Annotated in this window: 14 protein-coding genes; 9 read left to right on the plus strand and 5 right to left on the minus strand. The window is 41.7% G+C overall.

The genetic code is table 11. The features are described 5' to 3' along the window. Positions 1-95 precede the first annotated feature (95 nt). Positions 96-1,757, minus strand: a complete 1,662-nt coding sequence (gene ettA / locus AAEY87_RS01670; RefSeq protein ID WP_350655665.1) for an energy-dependent translational throttle protein EttA — start codon at positions 1,755-1,757, stop codon at positions 96-98. Between the two features lie 475 nt (positions 1,758-2,232). Here ettA and AAEY87_RS01675 point away from each other — a divergent pair, with 475 nt between their 5' ends. From AAEY87_RS01675 to AAEY87_RS01690, 4 genes are all read left to right on the plus strand, one after another. After that, complete coding sequence (locus AAEY87_RS01675) at positions 2,233-3,450, plus strand: flavin reductase family protein (protein WP_350655666.1); 1,218 nt, start codon at positions 2,233-2,235, stop codon at positions 3,448-3,450. Positions 3,451-3,763: 313 nt separating this feature from the next. Further along, positions 3,764-5,194, plus strand: coding sequence for a fatty acid desaturase family protein (locus AAEY87_RS01680; RefSeq protein WP_350655667.1), 1,431 nt, complete (start codon positions 3,764-3,766; stop codon positions 5,192-5,194). A 222-nt stretch (positions 5,195-5,416) separates the two neighbouring features. After that, entirely contained in the window at positions 5,417-5,707 is a 291-nt protein-coding gene (locus AAEY87_RS01685) for a GNAT family N-acetyltransferase (RefSeq protein ID WP_350655668.1), read from the plus strand. A 291-nt stretch (positions 5,708-5,998) separates the two neighbouring features. Continuing rightward, complete coding sequence (locus AAEY87_RS01690; RefSeq protein ID WP_350655669.1) at positions 5,999-6,292, plus strand: 4a-hydroxytetrahydrobiopterin dehydratase; 294 nt, start codon at positions 5,999-6,001, stop codon at positions 6,290-6,292. A 131-nt stretch (positions 6,293-6,423) separates the two neighbouring features. Here AAEY87_RS01690 and AAEY87_RS01695 read toward each other — a convergent pair whose 3' ends face one another. After that, positions 6,424-6,579 (minus strand): DUF1328 domain-containing protein, encoded by a 156-nt coding sequence (locus tag AAEY87_RS01695; RefSeq protein ID WP_021814049.1) that lies wholly within the window; start codon positions 6,577-6,579, stop codon positions 6,424-6,426. Between the two features lie 470 nt (positions 6,580-7,049). Here AAEY87_RS01695 and AAEY87_RS01700 point away from each other — a divergent pair, with 470 nt between their 5' ends. The 3 genes from AAEY87_RS01700 to AAEY87_RS01710 all read left to right on the plus strand — a co-directional run bounded on the left by AAEY87_RS01700 (position 7,050) and on the right by AAEY87_RS01710 (position 10,882). Continuing rightward, entirely contained in the window at positions 7,050-8,348 is a 1,299-nt protein-coding gene (locus AAEY87_RS01700) for a saccharopine dehydrogenase family protein (protein WP_350655670.1), read from the plus strand. Positions 8,349-8,932: 584 nt separating this feature from the next. Next, positions 8,933-9,718: a hypothetical protein gene (locus AAEY87_RS01705; protein WP_350655671.1), complete on the plus strand. Its 786-nt coding sequence runs from the start codon at positions 8,933-8,935 to the stop codon at positions 9,716-9,718. 489 nt (positions 9,719-10,207) lie between these two features. Beyond that, a complete protein-coding gene (locus AAEY87_RS01710; RefSeq protein WP_350655672.1) occupies positions 10,208-10,882 on the plus strand; it encodes a hypothetical protein in 675 nt (224 codons plus the stop codon). A gap of 110 nt (positions 10,883-10,992) precedes the next feature. On the opposite strand, the gene AAEY87_RS01715 is transcribed toward AAEY87_RS01710, so the two are convergent. Next, positions 10,993-13,512: a Tex family protein gene (locus tag AAEY87_RS01715; RefSeq protein WP_350655673.1), complete on the minus strand. Its 2,520-nt coding sequence runs from the start codon at positions 13,510-13,512 to the stop codon at positions 10,993-10,995. Between the two features lie 579 nt (positions 13,513-14,091). On the opposite strand from AAEY87_RS01715, the gene ompR reads away from it, so the two are divergent. Next, the gene (ompR, locus tag AAEY87_RS01720) at positions 14,092-14,856 is read left to right on the plus strand and encodes an osmolarity response regulator transcription factor OmpR (protein WP_068033820.1); all 765 of its coding nucleotides are present in this window, start codon (positions 14,092-14,094) and stop codon (positions 14,854-14,856) included. A gap of 68 nt (positions 14,857-14,924) precedes the next feature. Then, positions 14,925-16,061: a CobW family GTP-binding protein gene (locus AAEY87_RS01725; RefSeq protein ID WP_350655674.1), complete on the plus strand. Its 1,137-nt coding sequence runs from the start codon at positions 14,925-14,927 to the stop codon at positions 16,059-16,061. Between the two features lie 50 nt (positions 16,062-16,111). Here the strand turns inward: AAEY87_RS01725 and AAEY87_RS01730 are convergent, their stop codons facing one another. Then, on the minus strand, positions 16,112-16,378 hold the full coding sequence (locus AAEY87_RS01730) for a DksA/TraR family C4-type zinc finger protein (RefSeq protein WP_350655675.1): 267 nt from the start codon (positions 16,376-16,378) through the stop codon (positions 16,112-16,114). A gap of 127 nt (positions 16,379-16,505) precedes the next feature. Continuing rightward, positions 16,506-17,354 (minus strand): YciK family oxidoreductase, encoded by an 849-nt coding sequence (locus AAEY87_RS01735; protein ID WP_350655676.1) that lies wholly within the window; start codon positions 17,352-17,354, stop codon positions 16,506-16,508. Positions 17,355-17,383: the final 29 nt, after the last annotated feature.

Below are 17,383 nucleotides of genomic sequence, written 5' to 3' on the forward strand. Positions count from 1 at the left end.
AATACTAACTTCTTTATAGTTTAGCGCAAAAAAAGACCTCTAATTATTAGAGGTCTTTTTTATTACATATTAGCTCAATCTAACAAGCAGCTATTCTAGGTAGAAATTTTCTTGTACTTCATACGCTTAGGACTGGCATCATCGCCCATGGTCTTTTTGCGATACGTTTCAAACTCAGAGTAGTTACCATCGAACCAAACAGGACCTTCATCTTCGAATGCCAAGATATGAGTCGCAATACGGTCAAGGAACCAGCGATCATGCGAGACGACCATTACCGTACCTGGGAAGACTTGAATCGCATCCTCTAATGCACGTAAGGTTTCGATATCCAAATCGTTTGATGGTTCATCAAGGAGCAATACGTTCGCACCCTGCTTTAGTGTCTTCGCTAGTTGCAAGCGGTTACGCTCACCACCAGACAATTGACCAACGTGCTTTTGTTGGTCTGAACCTTTAAAGTTAAAGCGACCAATATAAGCGCGACTTGGCGTCGTATAATCGCCAACGGTAATAATATCTAGACCGTCGGAGATCTCTTCCCAAACAGTTTTGCTATCGTCTAAGTTGTCACGTACCTGACCAACATAGGCAACGCTGACACTCTCACCCAAATCGACGGAACCAGTATCTGGCGTATCACGTTCAGTAATCATGTTAAATAGCGTGGTTTTACCCGCACCATTTGGACCGATAATACCAACGATAGCGCCCGCTGGCACGTTGAAGCTTAGGTTTTCATAAAGCAAACGATCACCAAATGACTTGGAGATGTCATTTACTTCGATGACTTTATTACCTAGACGTGGACCAGGTGGAATATAAATCTCAGAGGTCTCGTTACGCTTTTGGAACTCTTGCGAGTTCAATTCTTCAAAACGCTGTACACGAGATTTAGACTTAGCCTGTTGACCTTTTTGATTTTTACGAATCCAATCAAGCTCTTTTTTCAGCGCTTTAGCAAAGGATTCTTCTTGCTTATTCTGTTGCTCTAGACGTGTGTTCTTTTGCTCTAGCCACTCAGTATAGTTGCCTTCGTACGGATAGCCATGGCCACGATCCAGCTCCAAAATCCATTGAGCGACATTATCCAAGAAATAACGATCATGGGTAATAGCAACGATCGTACCGCTGTAGTTCTGCAAGAACTGCTCTAGCCATGCGACAGATTCAGCGTCCAAATGGTTAGTTGGTTCGTCAAGTAATAGCATATCAGGACGTGACAATAGCAAACGGCATAGTGCCACACGGCGTTTTTCACCACCAGACAGTTTGCTAACATCAGCATCCCATGGCGGCAGACGTAGAGCATCGGCGGCTTTTTCTAGCTGGGTATTTAAGTTATGCGCATCCCATGCTTGAATGATGTCTTCCATCTTGCCTTGTTCTTCAGCAAGCTTATCAAAGTCTGCATCAGGCTCAGCGTATTCGGCATAGATCGCATCTAGACGAGCTAACGCATCTAACGCTTCGCGCATACCGTCTTCGACGTTACCACGTACGTCTTTACTGTCATCAAGCTGTGGTTCCTGCGGCAAATAGCCAATTTTGGTGCCCGTTTGCGCGCGTGCTTCACCACTGAATTCAGTATCCACGCCCGCCATAATGCGTAGCAAGGTTGATTTACCCGAACCGTTGATACCGAGTACACCGATTTTAGCGCCAGGGAAAAACGATAGGTTGATGTTCTTTAGGATTTCACGCTTAGGTGGAACAAGTTTTGACACGTTGTTCATCGTGTAAATATATTGAGCCATTAACACTCCGATAGACTGCATAGACGAGGTCTGCAAATCGCACTCAGCAATCGTGCTCAGTGGACGGCGCCTCAAAATCAGGGTTACAAATTGTCTGCTATTATCGCATTGTGGCGCATACCCTGCAAGCTAACAGAGGGTTTTCCGGCTGGTTTTGTGTCTTCTGCAACAAAGCTTGACACCTTTTACCTAAAAGCTTCTGTTAAAGTCATCATTTGACCTGTTTAATCAGCTTTATACTGATGTAGCTCATAAAAACCACAAAATGATAATAGCTAGAAACTTCACAAAATCAATCAGTAAGGGTTAGTATATTAGAATAATTTACTGAAATTGGTTTTCTTAACCATGCTTTAATGTTCAATTAACATTTATAAATAACACTATAAAGTTGTCCATAGAAGGACTTTAAATCCTTTTATGAAAACATAAAAAACACGAAAAACGTGAGAAATATTAAAAAGGTACTGTACCTATGCCGACTGGCTACCGCCCTGAGTTTATTCAAAGTGCATTTATTGATTTTATCAGTACACGACTGCATCCGTTTTGGTCGTTGACAACACCTAAGCTACGTTTGGTAACCAAACACACGCTTAGCGATGACTTGGTTGCCTTGCAATTCGAAATTAATAACGCCTTTAAACAGCAATCAGATGGATGGCAAGGCGGCGCGCATATTAATCTAAGCATTGCTATTGATGGTATTCTTCATCAGCGTAGTTATTCGCTGGTAGGTCTACCGCATCAGACGCTATGGTGGACTAATGGAAATAGCCGCGACAAAAAACTGCAACGCCAAACGCTTACCATCGCTATCAAGCCACAAGGTTTAGTGTCTAATTATTTAATTAATCAGGCAGCTCTTGGTACTATCTTTGATAGCAGTATACCGAGTGGGAATTTTACTCTAGAGCAGATATCAGCAAACCAGCAGATAAAATCAGCTATTAAAAATATGGAGACTAAAAACTCTGTTATTGAAGAGCTAGCGCCCATACTCTGTATCGCTGGCGGCAGTGGTGTCACCCCAATGCTCGGGCTAGTGACACAGGCGCTACAACACGGTCATAAAGTGACGTTACTACATTATAATCGTACATCGCTGTCAAGCAGCCCTCTACAAGAATATTGGCAGCAACTCGCCACTACGTACCCAAGCTTTACTTATCATTTTATCAATACTGAAGACGCCAGCACTTATTTGGCTGGCACGCGGCATTTAAGTGCAGCAAGTTTATTAGCATTGAATCTACCGTTAGCAGATACACAAATATTTGCTTGTGGTTCGCAAGCCTTGTTAAAAGAACTATACCATGCAGCTAGCGAAATAAACCTACCAAACAATCACTCATTACGTGACAACATTATTATAGAAAATTTTGGCTATGCTGTACCTGATCTGAACTTAAGTGATGCAACTAAAAAAACAGCTAACTTAGAAAAACATACTGTTTATCTGCGCGCACGCCAACGACAGTTTGATAGTAGTGGCACATTATTAGTTGATGCTGAACAAGCTGGTCTTCGGATGAATTACGGCTGCCGTCAAGGTATTTGTCAGATGTGTCGCTGTAATAAAGTCAATGGTGTGGTTCAAAACGTTCAAACAGGAAAGATAAGTGGTGACGGTTTTGAGTCTATCCAAACCTGTATCAATGTAGCGATGACAGACGTAGTACTCGATATATAGTAAAGTGCAAACTGAATAAAACACGCGTATATGAAAAATGAAATAGCGATTAGAGTAATGTACCCGCATAATATGAATACAAATCACTCATTAGCCGTTATTTAACAGTGTTACTGTAGAATTAGAATAACTAACTAAAAAACAGCAGCTGCTACTATAAGTAAATAGACGGTAGATAGTCTGTCTTGTATGCTAGAAGCTATAAAACCCATCAAACCGACCCTGTGAATTCTAGTACATTATCTTAAGAGTAACTTATTCCGTTAAAAGCATTTTGCTTCAAACCAACTGCAGCTTCGGTAAAGGATAACGCATGCGCTTATTACCACCTCTATTCCCTTCACGATCTGCTGTACCTATTTTAAATGCTTTAACCGACGATCAACTGGACGTCCATGGTCGTAGATTACTGCCAGAAAAAAACGCCTATTCAACTGGCTGTAACATTAATAGTGAGAGTACAAAAGATAATAAGGATATATCAGCTCTACCTATACGCTACCCAACGTTAAGCGCTGCGCCATTACCAAAGGTACAGACCGAAGCCCTTGCTGATGAGTTAAATGCAGTCTATCAAAGTGTAATGGACTCATTGAACGGTAAGGATGCACGTTATATCCAGCGTATTTATGCCACGGTAGTGTATAGCGAGATTGTGGCTCGTGGTCTACTGGCTACTGCTGGACGCATGTCATCAAAACGTAGTAAAGGTAGTGTCTGGCTACTGGGTACTGGCCTATTAAGCTTTAGCAAAATATTAAACAATATGGAGCTTGGGCATAATGTCATGCATGGCCAATATGACTGGATGCAACATCCGCACTTAAACAGCCAAACGTTCGATTGGGATATTATGTGCCCTGCACCGCTATGGCAACATTCACATAACTATCTACACCATACCTTTACCAATATCGTTGATCGTGACCATGACGTCGGCTATCATTTAATACGCGTCACTAACGAGCAGTCATGGACACCAAGTGATCGCTATAATCCCCTTAAGACCATGATATTGGCACTAGGATTTGAGTGGGCAATCGCGTTTCATGATATCCAGATAAGCGTAGAAGAGTATGCTGATTCAACAGAGAGACACGCGATACTGCAACAAAAATCACGTGCTGTATTTGCCAAAATCGTACGTCAAGTCGGTAAAGACTATGTTGCCCTCCCAGCAGTTGCAGGACTCACCTTGGGCCTTAATAGTGCTTTATCGACGTTGAGTGGTAGTGTCACTGCCAATATTGCGCGTAATCTATGGACGTGGGCAGTGATATTTTGTGGACATTTTACCGAGCAAGTACATATTTATACCCATCTCGATGATAATGAGAGCAAAGGCGACTGGTATGTACGTCAAATCCTTGGCTCTAGCAATATCCAAGGTAGCAAGTTATTTCATATTTTAACTGGCAACTTATCACATCAGATTGAGCATCATATCTTTCCTGACATGCCAGCACATCGCTACGCCAGCATCTCGCCACAAGTACAAGCGATATGTAGCAAGTATGGCCTAGCTTATAATACTGGTCGTTTTGGTAGCCAGTTTCGACAAGTGCTTGGGCGTATCTATCATTTTAGTAAGCCTAATACTGATGAATTGCGCGCCTATATACAAGAAAAATCAACGGCTGGTGAAGTTAATTTTAAGAAGGAACAGAGACATAGCATACCCGTGCGTGGAATCAAAAAATACATTCCACAAGTAGTACGCCAAGCTTTATTTTATGCCAAATAGTTTCAAGCTTACGCTTGATTCTTTACTTATGGTTAATGCTTTAAAAGACAGCTCAAGAGACAGTTTAAAAGAAAGATAGTAACATTTGCTCTATCCACTTTTACCGTAAGCTACTGGTCAACAGCTTTTTAATCGATGATAATAATCAGCTATAGATTTAGTTGTATCAGTTATAAATGATATCTACATAGATTTATTTTAATAATAAAAATGGAGAATTTGATGAGTACAGCATCTGATCAAGATCTAAATATTACCCATAATGAACAAGCAAATCGTTTTGAGACTACTATTGAAGGCCAAACTGGCTATATTAGTTACCAAGAGCGTGGCGATACTTTGGTTTATGACCATACGATTGTGCCACAAAAACTTGGTGGTCGCGGGATTGGCTCAAAGCTAGTCAAACATGCCTTAGATTATGCACGTGAGCATGATAAAAAAGTCGTACCCCAATGTTCGTTTGTATCGTCATATATCAGTAAGCACCCCGAATATAAAGACTTAGTTTAACAACATAGAGAACAGTTAAGCAGACGACTCACCTACCTATCAACTTGACATACCTAACTATATATTTATCAATTGATATATGGCAGGATGTAAGAGATAGGTAGGTTTTTTATCCTATAGTAAATATAGGATAGCGGAATGTAAGATAGCTGGGAGCAATCGCGTAACAGTAACCATCAAGATAGATTATCAAGTACATTGAATATTTTATTATTGATGTTGATAATGATCCAGCTAATAACAAAAACACTCTAACCTCTTAACCACCACATAATAATAAAGGATATCGATATGAGTAGTTTATCTGACAAACAAGTTGATATGCAGCTAGAAGACCTTGTAGGCTGGCAACGTGATGGCAATAGCATCGTTAAGACATATCACTTTAGCGATTTTATTGAAGCGATGAGCTTTATGAACCAAGCGGCTTTTTATGCTGAAGCGCTTGAACATCATCCTGAATGGAAAAATATCTATAATATCGTTGAAGTACGTTTGACGACTAGTGATACTGGTGGTATTACTAGCCATGATATTCGTTTAGCGAAACGCATGGAATATATTATTCAGCCCAAACGCTTGTAAATCGATAAGCCTTAACAGCTCTCCTTAGCATAAACTCGCTAATTTTTAAAGCAAAAAAACGTCCTCAAATGAGGACGTTTTTCGTGCTGCTTAGGATACATTTAGCGTAAATTCAAAATGCATTCTAACAATTACATCTTACGGCTAACAAACGCCACGATGAATAAGATAACAGCTACTGCTAAGAAGATATATGCTAGGTTAGCAGATAATCCAGCAACACCGCCAAATCCTAACAAACTTGCTAACAGTGCGATAACTGCAAATATAATAGCCCAACGAAACATAATTATTCTCCTAAAATAAAAAGCATTCAATATACGGATAAAGCGTAACACTGTTGATAGTCAATCTTTTAATAATTGGTACTGCAAGGTTCGCTAAATCCAATTACTATCAATGCTTATTGTTGTTAATATTATTAATTCTACTTCATTTCTAATGATTCACTTCCAACAAGTTACTTCCAAGTTGTGATAGTAGATTAGCAACATTTTAAGCAGATAAACGTTCAGTTTGGTAATAATCACGGTAGGTTGTGTAACCTGTGTAGTAGTATTGCCCCGTTTTTAGCAAGTTCAGGTTATCAGATGTTTATTAAGCTAGTATTCAGATGATATGGTGCTGAGATAGTGTTATCTACAGCTGTCTTAGAAGCGCATAATCCAAATGCTATTACTCTAAGGGTCATTGCTAACATAGAAATCTTAGGCATTACCCTACCCTCATTTATGTAAACACATATAAAGGAAAAAATATGAATAATACGGATATTCAAAAACGTTCATATGCTGTCGTTTTATACGGCGCAACCAGCTTTGTCGGTCAGATTACTGCTCATTATCTAGCGCAGTTTTTAGCAGATAAAGACAATCAAAATGGTCCAGACTCAGCACCTGTGACATGGGCAATTGCTGGACGTGATCAAGATAAGTTAGAAAAATTGCAGACTGAGTTATGTGCTGCGCAGAAAGGTGGCAAAGCGAAAGCAAAGGTCGATATCATTGTCGCTAATAGTAATGACGACGCCAGTCTTGATGAGATGACCAAACAGACGCAAGTTATTATCTCGACCGTTGGCCCTTATCTTAAGTATGGTGAGCCACTGATTAAATCTTGTACCAAAAACGGTACTGACTATGTGGATCTTACTGGTGAAGCTATCTTTATCAAAGACATGATGGACAAATATCAAGACGATGCCAAGAAAAGCGGTGCGCGTATTGTCAACTCCTGTGGCTTTGACTCTATCCCTTCAGATTTAGGTGTATATTTTACTCAGCAACAAGCCGAAGAGAAGTTTGATGAGTCTTGTACTGTCATCAATATGAGGGTGAAAGCTGCAAAAGGTGGTTTGTCAGGCGGTACTATCGCTTCAATGGCGACTATATTTGAGGAAGTTGGACAGAATAAATCACGCCGTAAACAAGTGGCAAACCCTTATCTGTTAAATGATGATGAAGATGCGCCTAACGTGCGCCAAGATAATGTGAGCAAGCCTGAATACGATGACGAACACGCTCGTTGGTTAGCACCATTTGTGATGGCAAGTATTAATACTCGCATTGTCCATCGTAGTAACCAACTTCTTGATTATGAATATGGTCGCGATTTTAAATATGATGAAGCAATGTGGATGAAAGATGGCGTCAAAGGAAAGCTAATGAGCTATGGCATGAGTATTGGCCTGTTAGGTTTTGCTACAGCGATGATGATTAAACCGAGCCGTGAGCTACTCTCAAAGCATGTGCTACCCAAATCAGGCTCTGGTCCATCTAAAGAAGAGCAAGAAAACGGTTATTTTGATATTCGTTTCTTTGGCAAGACTACTAAAAACGATACTATCAACACCAAAGTTACTGGTGATAAAGACCCTGGCTATGGCAGTACTTCACGGATGCTAGCACAGTCCGCTTTATGCCTTGCTCAAGATATCGATAAAAATGATGTCGAAGGCGGGTTTTGGACGCCAGCCTCTGCGATGGGTGATAAACTATTAACTCGTTTAGAAACTCACGCCGGTCTCAGCTTTGAGGTTGTCGATAGCAACAGTTAAAGTAAACAGTTAAATAAGTATAAAAATATAGTAGTTAGAAAATAATAGCCGCATCTTAATTACAAGATGCGGCTTTTTATTATCTATATTTTTCAAGTAACGTCTTTAATATAACCTTTAAATCTGCATAGTTTCCTAAACAATAAGTCCTACTTTCGTAGGAAGATTTAGTCTAAATCCTAAAACGACCAATGTTAATAAATAATAATAACGTCACGATTGGGTAAATATTATTGCCAATTTTTAGTTATTTAGCACACAAAGATACACTTCGTTAATTTAATGACACAGTGACAGTCAATTATATCCCTTACCCTTAATAAAGTTATTGGCCTGTGAAGATTGTGTCTATAAAAATGACTTATCTGCAAGTCATAATACTAATTTATATAGTAAAAATAAGCATGATGAATCTTTGTCTTTAATTTTAGAAATCTATATTCGTTTATTTTTACAAAAAGCATTATGCTTTAATTAATTATCACTTAAATAACAGACACTTAGATTCAGGCAGACATCTGAATTTCTAAAGAACTACTCTTAGAGAATAACGATAAAACATCCCTAATTAAAAGGAAGCTATTATGAAATTGAATGTATTGACTACGGCTATACTAACCTCAGGTTTTGCTATGTTTGCCAGTTCTGCTAACGCAGCTGTAGTAACGGATAAGCATGGTAACGTTGGCTATGACAGCTATGATGAATGCGTCACAGCGGTAAAAGACGGCTCTGCTAAGTTCTACACTCCTTACACTTATCAAAAACCAAAACGCCACGCTGGTGAAGCATCAGTCAAAAAAATGTGGCTTTCTGAAGTCATGATTCCTCAGGCTGTGGTTAGCAGCAATAACCTAAATACAGCAAACTATGCAGCGGGGGCTTGTGATTTAGGTGTCGGTCAATCAGATGGTCGTTATGGGGTATCAGGCGCATTGGTCGGTAAATATGTGCCTATCGCTCCTGACATGCCAGTCAATGTCTATATGGACAAAGCAGGCAACCCTGTACGCCTAAGTATGCAGCAGTGTGACAATCATTTCAGTGATAAGTTCCCAACGCCTGTGGTAAGTGAAGTTACAGCTCCGGAAGCGCAAGTTGCTATTGCAGAAGAACGTACCGTAGAGCCGGTTGTTATTGAGACCAAGCGTGTTATTCGCCCAACTATTTATAGCGTAAAACAAGTCATTTATGCGCCAGAAGATCAGATTAAACGTGTCAATACGGCAACAGGGACTGCTATAGCCATCGAAGATGGTAGGGAGCGTGCCGTCATTGTTGGCCAAGAAGCAGATGCTGAAATTATTGATAACATAGAAATCAATCAAACATTTCCAGTTACTCGTGTCCCTAATAACGATACGCAGTAACGCCTTGTGAACCCAAACATTGGTAAATATGTCATTGTAGAATAAGTGGATAACTGCAAAAATGTGGTCATTGTGCTGTACTGTATCTTAGTTTATTGATGTTTTAAAATATCAAAAAGTTGGTTGAATTTTGTACAATTTCACAGACACAGCACTTGCATAACGTCACACGAATACATCAAGCTGTTAGACCTTTAATGAGTTTACTACTGAAATACCAGCCATAGAGCTGGTACTTTGCGTGTAGAGATTATAGATAAGATATCAGCTTTATATAGCGACTTTATAATGCTCTTTACCTATAGCAATCATGACAGCCTTTAAAATAGTTGTCATGATTTTATTTTGTCTACAATTGACATTTTAAATATAGTAAACATATATATTTAAAACGTTAAATAGATACCCTACGGAACAACGCTAAGTAACGATCAAGTTTAAGAACGCTTTAGACTGATCAATAAAACTTGTGACTCAAGGAATCAACTGATGCAAAATCGTACTTTATCACTAATTATAGGCACAGCTTTAGTTATGCCAAGCCTAGCAATGGCCGCTCCTATTGATAACAGCAGTATTACACCAGCGGATATGCGTAACGCTCCTGCTGCTAGTACTTTACAAGCTGAAATCGATGGTCCAAATGGCGAGCTACTTGCCACTCAACCAGGTGAAGTCGAGAGCGATGCAACTGTCGTCGAAACAAACTCTGAAGAGATGAACGATCCTGAAATGATGAGCAATCCTGAAGAAATGAACGATCCTGAAATGATGGGCAATCCTGAAGAAATGAATCATTCTGAAATGATGGGCAATTCCGAAGAAATGAATGATCCTGAAATGATGAGCAATTCCGAAGAAATGAATGATCCTGAAATGATGGGTAATTCTGAAGCAATGAACAACCCTGAAGCAATGAACAACCCTGAAGCAATGAACAGCCGTGGATCTGAACAAGCTGCACCACAAACTTTAAATCAGCAGCATAGCAATACTGAATATCAGCCATTGATTGCAGGCGAAGTGCTTAACGGTGACCCGAGCAGCACAAACGCTCCAGTTACGTTGCAAGAAAAGAAAAAAGACAAACGTGGTGAATTCCTAGCTACTCAGCCAGCTGAAGTTGAATTTAGCGAAAATCGCCGTGTTGCTGTATCTCGCTAAGCTTTATTAATAAAAAGCCCTTAGCTGTTTTCAGCAAACTGTATTTCGTGTAATAAAAAAGGCAGCCATTAGGCTGCCTTTTCTCTCTTTACTATCTATCTCAAAATAAATTACTTCTTAGTTTTGGTCACGCCAGCTTCTTGCAGCAGCGCACCGAGGGTACCCATCTTGCTAGGTGTCTCAGCTTTATCAGCTCTAGGTGCTTTGCTACGGTTATTAGCGCTGTCCTTGTCCTGACGGTTGCTACGCGGTTTTGCTGGACGCTTATCAGCGGCTGGGCGGTTGCTACGTGGACGACTGGCTTTGTCATCATTACCAGTGCTTGCTGCAGTAGGCTTCGCGGCTGGACGCGCAGGTTTTTCAGACTCAGGCTTCATACTAAAACCAATGCGGCCACGTTTTTCATCGATAGAGATGACACGTACCGATATAATATCACCTGGCTTGACGCGATTCATTGGATCAGCGACGAAGTCATTTGCCATCTGTGAGATATGTACCAAACCGTCTTGATGTACACCAACGTCAACGAAACAACCAAAGGCTGTGACATTGGTAACGACGCCTTCAAGCTGCATACCTTCTTCTAAGTCTTTAATGCTATTGACGTCTTCACGGAAATTAGCGGTTTTGAACTCAGGACGTGGGTCACGTGCCGGCTTGGCCAGCTCTTCGATGATAGCTTTGACACTGATATTGTCATCATTTGCTGCAAGCGCAGTCGTATCAATAGTGTTTAGTACCCCATCGTTACCGAGCACTTCTGGCAATGCTTTACCCGTCTGCGCAAGTAAGCTATCGACTAGCGCATAGCTTTCTGGATGCACGCCAGTGGCGTCAAGTGGATTGCTGCCGTCATGGATACGTAAGAAGCCAGCTGCTTGCTCAAAAGTCTTAGCACCTAAGCGCGGTACGTTTTTGAGCGCCTCACGGCTATCAAATGCGCCATGCTCTTTACGATAAGTGACGATTTGCTGGGCGACATTGCGATTCAAACCAGCGATATGAGCCAAGATGGCAGGGCTTGCTGTATTTACATCAACACCAACCGCGTTCACGCTGTCTTGCGTGACTTTATCAAGGCTATCTGCTAACTGGCTTTGGTTCACATCATGCTGATATTGACCAACACCAATCGCCTTTGGATCAACCTTCACCAATTCTGAGAGTGGATCTTGCAAGCGACGAGCGATAGATACCGCGCCACGTACCGATACATCTAGATTGGCAAGCTCATCACTAGCAAGCTCACTCGCAGAATAGACTGATGCGCCAGACTCGTTGACGATAACGGCTTTCGCTTTTAGAGCATCATTAGCAGCCAATATCTCTTTAACCATCGCATCTGTTTCGCGGCTAGCAGTACCATTACCGATAGCCACTAGATCAACGTTATAAGTACTTAACAGCTCATCAATGACTTTTTTGGCCTCAATCATCTTGTTATCAGGCGCAAATGGATAGACGGTCGCTACTACAGGCTTATCTTCGCTATCTAGCATGACATGGCCTTGGGCATCAACAATCGCCATTTTGACGCCATGACGAATACCAGGATCGACACCTAAAATCACTTTACGACCAGCAGGTGCTGACATCAGTAGATGCTGTAAATTATTAGCAAATACATCAATCGCATCGGCCTCAGCAGTCAGGCGCTTTTCAGTCAATAAGCGATGTTCGATATGCGGACGCCATTTGTCTTTCCATAAGCTGCTAGCAGCTTCTGCTAAAAACTCACGGCGCTCAGCTGGAGCTTTAGAATCGATATCGAAATGGCTAATGATTTTTTCGATAAATGGTGCATCTTCGCCTTCAATTTTGAGACCTAAGACGTTTTCTTGGCGACCACGTAGCATCGCTAATAGGCGATGATTGGGCAGACGCGCAAGGCTTTCGCTATGCTCAAAGTAGTCTTTGAATTTCTCGCCCACTTCTCGCTTCTCGTCACTGGCAACGCTCGATACGATACTAGCCGTTTTAGCAAAGCCATTCCGCAGACCATCAAGCAAATCTAATGCTTGTGTCCATTCATCGACGATGATGGCTTGTACGCCAGCCAGTTGTTTTTCAATATCACTGAAATCAACTTCAATCTCATTACCGCTATCATCAGAGATACTAGACGGTGCTTGATAGTCAGCCAGTGCATCTGTTGGGGTAATTTCTTGCGTCAAGACCGCTTGCGCTGCAACATCGAGACCAGCGGCGCGTGCTTTGGCAGCCGGTGAACGGCGACGCGGACGGTACGGCAAGTAGATGTCTTCAAGCTCAAGCTTAGACGTCGCATTATCAATACGGGTCTGTAACTCGTCGGTCAAATTGCCTTGTGTGCTAAGCAGCTCAGTAATTTTGAGGCGACGTGTTGCCATATCGCGCTCATAATTGAGCGACTTCTCTAAAGCACGCAGCTGCGCATCGTCAAGATTTTGAGTCTTCTCTTTGCGATAACGCGCAATAAAAGGGACAGTCGCCCCTTCATCGTAGAGTTTGACAAACGCATTGACTTGAGCAGTCTTAATGCCAAGCGCGCGAGCAAGTTTGTCGTGAATATTCGCGTGTGTGGTTGCATCCAGGCCCTGTGTATTTGTCGAGGGTTGAGACGCCGTTAAGGTATCAGTGCTACTCATATCCGTATCAATCGTTGAGAAATGTAGTTTGGCATTATAGCAAAAGCTGCATGAATAAAAATCCTTTTTATATCTTCGTTACTTATCATAGTCTTTATCGCTCAAATAATAGTCTTTATGGTTTGAATTTTCATATAATCTAGCGCTAATCACTACGTTAAACAAACGCATACAGCATTTATGTCCACGGGTGATGCAATTACCTGTTCAATCTTATACACTAAAGCCATAGGTTTAAAAACGCTAATCTTCCTCAAACCCTTCAATAGAGGTATGAATGGTTATATTTGGCTTAGGATTTCTTTTTTCATTAAGATAGATTGGCTAATTTGCACCGAGGGTTGATTTAAATAATTATAGCTAGGCCTAGAACTTCTGACCGTAAATTTAACGTTTTATGTTATAAATACTTTATATATTTTTGTGCAATGGATAGCATATAAAATAAATTACCTGTTGAGTGGATTTATAACCCCTGATTACAACTCATAGCCTTCTGACAGTGTAGCTACCTGACTAGTAGGTTATTAATAACTACATAATCTTTGACAATAATAATGTTTATTAAAGGATCTCTGCATGACTGATAATAAAAGCACCGATACTATGACTCAGCGAATTTTGGTCGTTGATGACGATGCTCGCTTACGTTCTTTGTTGCAGCGTTTTCTGGAAGATGACGGCTTCGTAGTACGTACTGCTCATGATGCCAGTCAGATGGACAAATTGATGCAGCGTGAACTGTTTTCTTTAGTAGTGCTAGACTTAATGCTACCAGGAGAAGACGGTATCAGTATTTGTAGACGTCTGCGTGAAGACAATGGAGATATTCCGATCATCATGCTTACGGCCAAAGGTGGTGATGCCGATCGCATTGCTGGACTTGAAGCTGGTGCAGATGATTATTTGCCCAAGCCCTTTAATCCAAAAGAGCTACTAGCACGTATCAAAGCGGTACTACGTCGTCAAAACCGTGAGTTACCTGGTGCGCCAAGCTATCAGTTAGAAGTGGTTGAATTTGGGCCATGGACGCTTGATTTGTCTACGCGTACGCTTAAACGCGATGGCAATGTGGTCACTTTGACTACCGGTGAATTTTCTGTACTAAAAGCACTTGTACAGCATCCACGCGAACCTTTAACTCGTGATAAGCTTATGAATCTTGCGCGTGGCCGTGAGTGGGGTGCTATGGAGCGCTCAATCGATGTACAGGTGTCACGTCTACGTCGTCTGATTGAGGATAACCCTTCACAAGCTCGCTATATTCAAACGGTCTGGGGCGTAGGTTATGTTTTCGTTCCTGACGAAGCAGAACCAGAACAAACGACTGCCACGACAGATTAGTTTTAACCCATCGTTTTGTGCTTTAGAGTATTCACTTTAAAGCACAACTAATTAGTAAATTCTTATATATGACTTCTTCGGCAATTATTCAAAATATACCCTGCACACTGGTGACAGGGTTTTTGGGTGCTGGTAAAACTACCGTTATTAATCAACTGCTCGCTACTAAACCAGCTGATGTGCGCTGGGCATTATTGATTAATGAGTTTGGACGTATTGGTATTGATGGCGCCCTCTTAAAAGGTAGACAAAACGACGTCGAAAAGCCAAACACTATTGCTATTCGAGAGGTCAGCGGTGGCTGTATTTGTTGCACCAGCCAATTGCCACTACAAATTGCACTTACTCGCCTTTTAAGTGAGCATCGTCCACAGCGTCTTATTATTGAGCCGACAGGTCTGGCTCATCCGCACGAGCTAGTCAAACAGTTAAGCGCACCGCATTGGCAGACATCTTTAAGTATGCAATCCGTCATTACGGTACTAAGTGGCTTGCAATGGCAACAAGAAAAGTATCGCTCACATGAAGGCTTTCAAGCGCATGTTCAGGCGGCTGACGTAGTGGTCATCAATCGCTATGAGCAATTAGACGCTACTTGCCAGCAGGATCTGCTCACGTGGATTGGAACGCTCAATGCGCAAGCAAGCATCATTTGGGCGGCCCCTAATGATGCGTCCTCAGAATTGACAGTCGCTCAGCTTAGCATGCAACTTAATCAGCCCAGTGCGAGTATCTCTAAGCAACGCACAACACAGTCCAATCAGTCACGCATTAGCTTGACCCTACCTAATCACTTACTGACTAACGTGCCGAATACAGGTAATTCAGCAGCAGTGCCGATGGATGATGAGCTGCCCTATCGCTATCATGACGAGCAGCAAGGTATGTTATTAGCTGGCTGGCGACTACCTTCACATTGGATGTTTGCAGCTGACGAACTGCAGCAATGGCTGTTGCAACTCCCTAACTGGCAACGCATTAAAGGTGTGGTACATACCTCTGATGGCTGGCAACAACTGAATTTTACGCCTGATAGCTTAACCATCACGACTACGAGCGCGCAAATCGATAGCCGAATAGAAGTTATCTTACTTGCTGATACGGATAATAGTCACATTAATAGTAAAGTGTCCAAAAATGAGCGCCAACCGCTTATAGATTGGGATGTCTACGACCATGAGCTTATGGCACTACTCGCCAAATAAAAAAAGCCAACGCTATGATTTAGCATTGGCTTTTTTATCTTTGTAATCTATCAGCGCAATTGACTGTCTTTACTACCACGGCGGTTAAACAGCTCAGCGGCTTTTTCTTCTTGCTCAAGCTCAGTTTGGCAGCCTACACAGTGCTGTACCCCAAGTAAAGCACTACGCCGTGCTTCTGGAATTGGATTGCCACACTCATCACAAAACTCAGCGCTATCACCTTTAGGTATAGCACTTCGTACACGATCTAACGCATCATTGACGGTCGCATCCATTTGCTCATGTTCTGCGCCATCTCTCGACCAGCCACCTGCCATAATCTATCCTTTTTGATATATTTAGTCATTATTATTAATATAAAATTCTTTAAGAACATATAGATGGGGCTAAATTAAACTGTTTTCAATGTACAAAAAACAACTATAGCTGGCCGCTTTAGACGCTCTAGTCTTTTGGTTGCAAAGCCACGACCTGCCCGCGTACACCGATACTATCATCGCTCATTAGACAGACATAGCCTGCCATAATATCTTCAGGTGTTTTTAAGCTCATCGGGTTTTCACCCGGAAAAGCATGGGCGCGCATGTTGGTACGCGTACCGCCTGGATTGATACAATTAAAGCGCAGATTAGTCGTGTTCTGCGTCTCCTGAGTGAAGATATCACTCATGCCCTCCACGGCTTGTTTTGAGAGCGCATATGCACCCCAAAACGCACGAGGATGGGTTCCAACGGTACTAGAAGTAAAGACAATAGAGCCATTAGCAGCGTCTTTAAGTAACGGTAATAATGCTTGAGTAAGCATAAAGGTCGCTGTAAAGTTGACCTGCATCACTTTGGCAAAGATATCGACATCGTACATCTCAAGCGGTGTCAGCTCACCTAATAATCCTGCATTGTGTAGGACGCCATCAAGTTGACCGATTTCTTTGACGATCAATCCTTCTAACTGCTGCATTTCGGCATAAGTGGCTTTTTCTAAATCCATCGGTAGCATCGCTGGCTGCTTACCACCCAAGCTTTCAATCTCATCATAGACAGCTTCGAGCTTGCTGCTATTACGACCTAATAATAATACCGTCGCACCATAGCGAGCATAGGTCAATGCGGCAATACGCCCAATACCGTCTCCCGCACCTGTGACTAAGATTGTCTTGCCCTCTAAGCAGTTATCTTGCGGCACAAAATGACGAATCTCATCATGGCTTAAAGGTTGCGTAGAGTTTTGACTGGCTTTTTGATTAGCTTCTTGGTTGGCAGTTTTATTAGAAGGTTGATTAACATTGTCGCTCATAGGTTTACCTGCTATTTATCGATTTATGA

Origin of the sequence: Psychrobacter sp. S1-30-MNA-CIBAN-0213 (assembly GCF_040309845.1) — a bacterium.
Lineage (GTDB): Bacteria > Pseudomonadota > Gammaproteobacteria > Pseudomonadales > Moraxellaceae > Psychrobacter.

Coding starts and splice junctions, on each gene's coding strand:
- ompR (WP_068033820.1), top strand. CDS start 14,092: ATGACTGATAATAAAAGCACCGATACTATGACTCAGCGAATTTTGGTC.
- AAEY87_RS01685 (WP_350655668.1), top strand. CDS start 5,417: ATGAGTACAGCATCTGATCAAGATCTAAATATTACCCATAATGAACAA.
- AAEY87_RS01730 (WP_350655675.1), bottom strand. CDS start 16,378: ATGGCAGGTGGCTGGTCGAGAGATGGCGCAGAACATGAGCAAATGGAT.
- AAEY87_RS01710 (WP_350655672.1), top strand. CDS start 10,208: ATGCAAAATCGTACTTTATCACTAATTATAGGCACAGCTTTAGTTATG.
- AAEY87_RS01680 (WP_350655667.1), top strand. CDS start 3,764: ATGCGCTTATTACCACCTCTATTCCCTTCACGATCTGCTGTACCTATT.
- AAEY87_RS01690 (WP_350655669.1), top strand. CDS start 5,999: ATGAGTAGTTTATCTGACAAACAAGTTGATATGCAGCTAGAAGACCTT.
- AAEY87_RS01695 (WP_021814049.1), bottom strand. CDS start 6,579: ATGTTTCGTTGGGCTATTATATTTGCAGTTATCGCACTGTTAGCAAGT.
- AAEY87_RS01675 (WP_350655666.1), top strand. CDS start 2,233: ATGCCGACTGGCTACCGCCCTGAGTTTATTCAAAGTGCATTTATTGAT.
- AAEY87_RS01705 (WP_350655671.1), top strand. CDS start 8,933: ATGAAATTGAATGTATTGACTACGGCTATACTAACCTCAGGTTTTGCT.
- AAEY87_RS01725 (WP_350655674.1), top strand. CDS start 14,925: ATGACTTCTTCGGCAATTATTCAAAATATACCCTGCACACTGGTGACA.
- ettA (WP_350655665.1), bottom strand. CDS start 1,757: ATGGCTCAATATATTTACACGATGAACAACGTGTCAAAACTTGTTCCA.
- AAEY87_RS01700 (WP_350655670.1), top strand. CDS start 7,050: ATGAATAATACGGATATTCAAAAACGTTCATATGCTGTCGTTTTATAC.
- AAEY87_RS01715 (WP_350655673.1), bottom strand. CDS start 13,512: ATGAGTAGCACTGATACCTTAACGGCGTCTCAACCCTCGACAAATACA.
- AAEY87_RS01735 (WP_350655676.1), bottom strand. CDS start 17,354: ATGAGCGACAATGTTAATCAACCTTCTAATAAAACTGCCAACCAAGAA.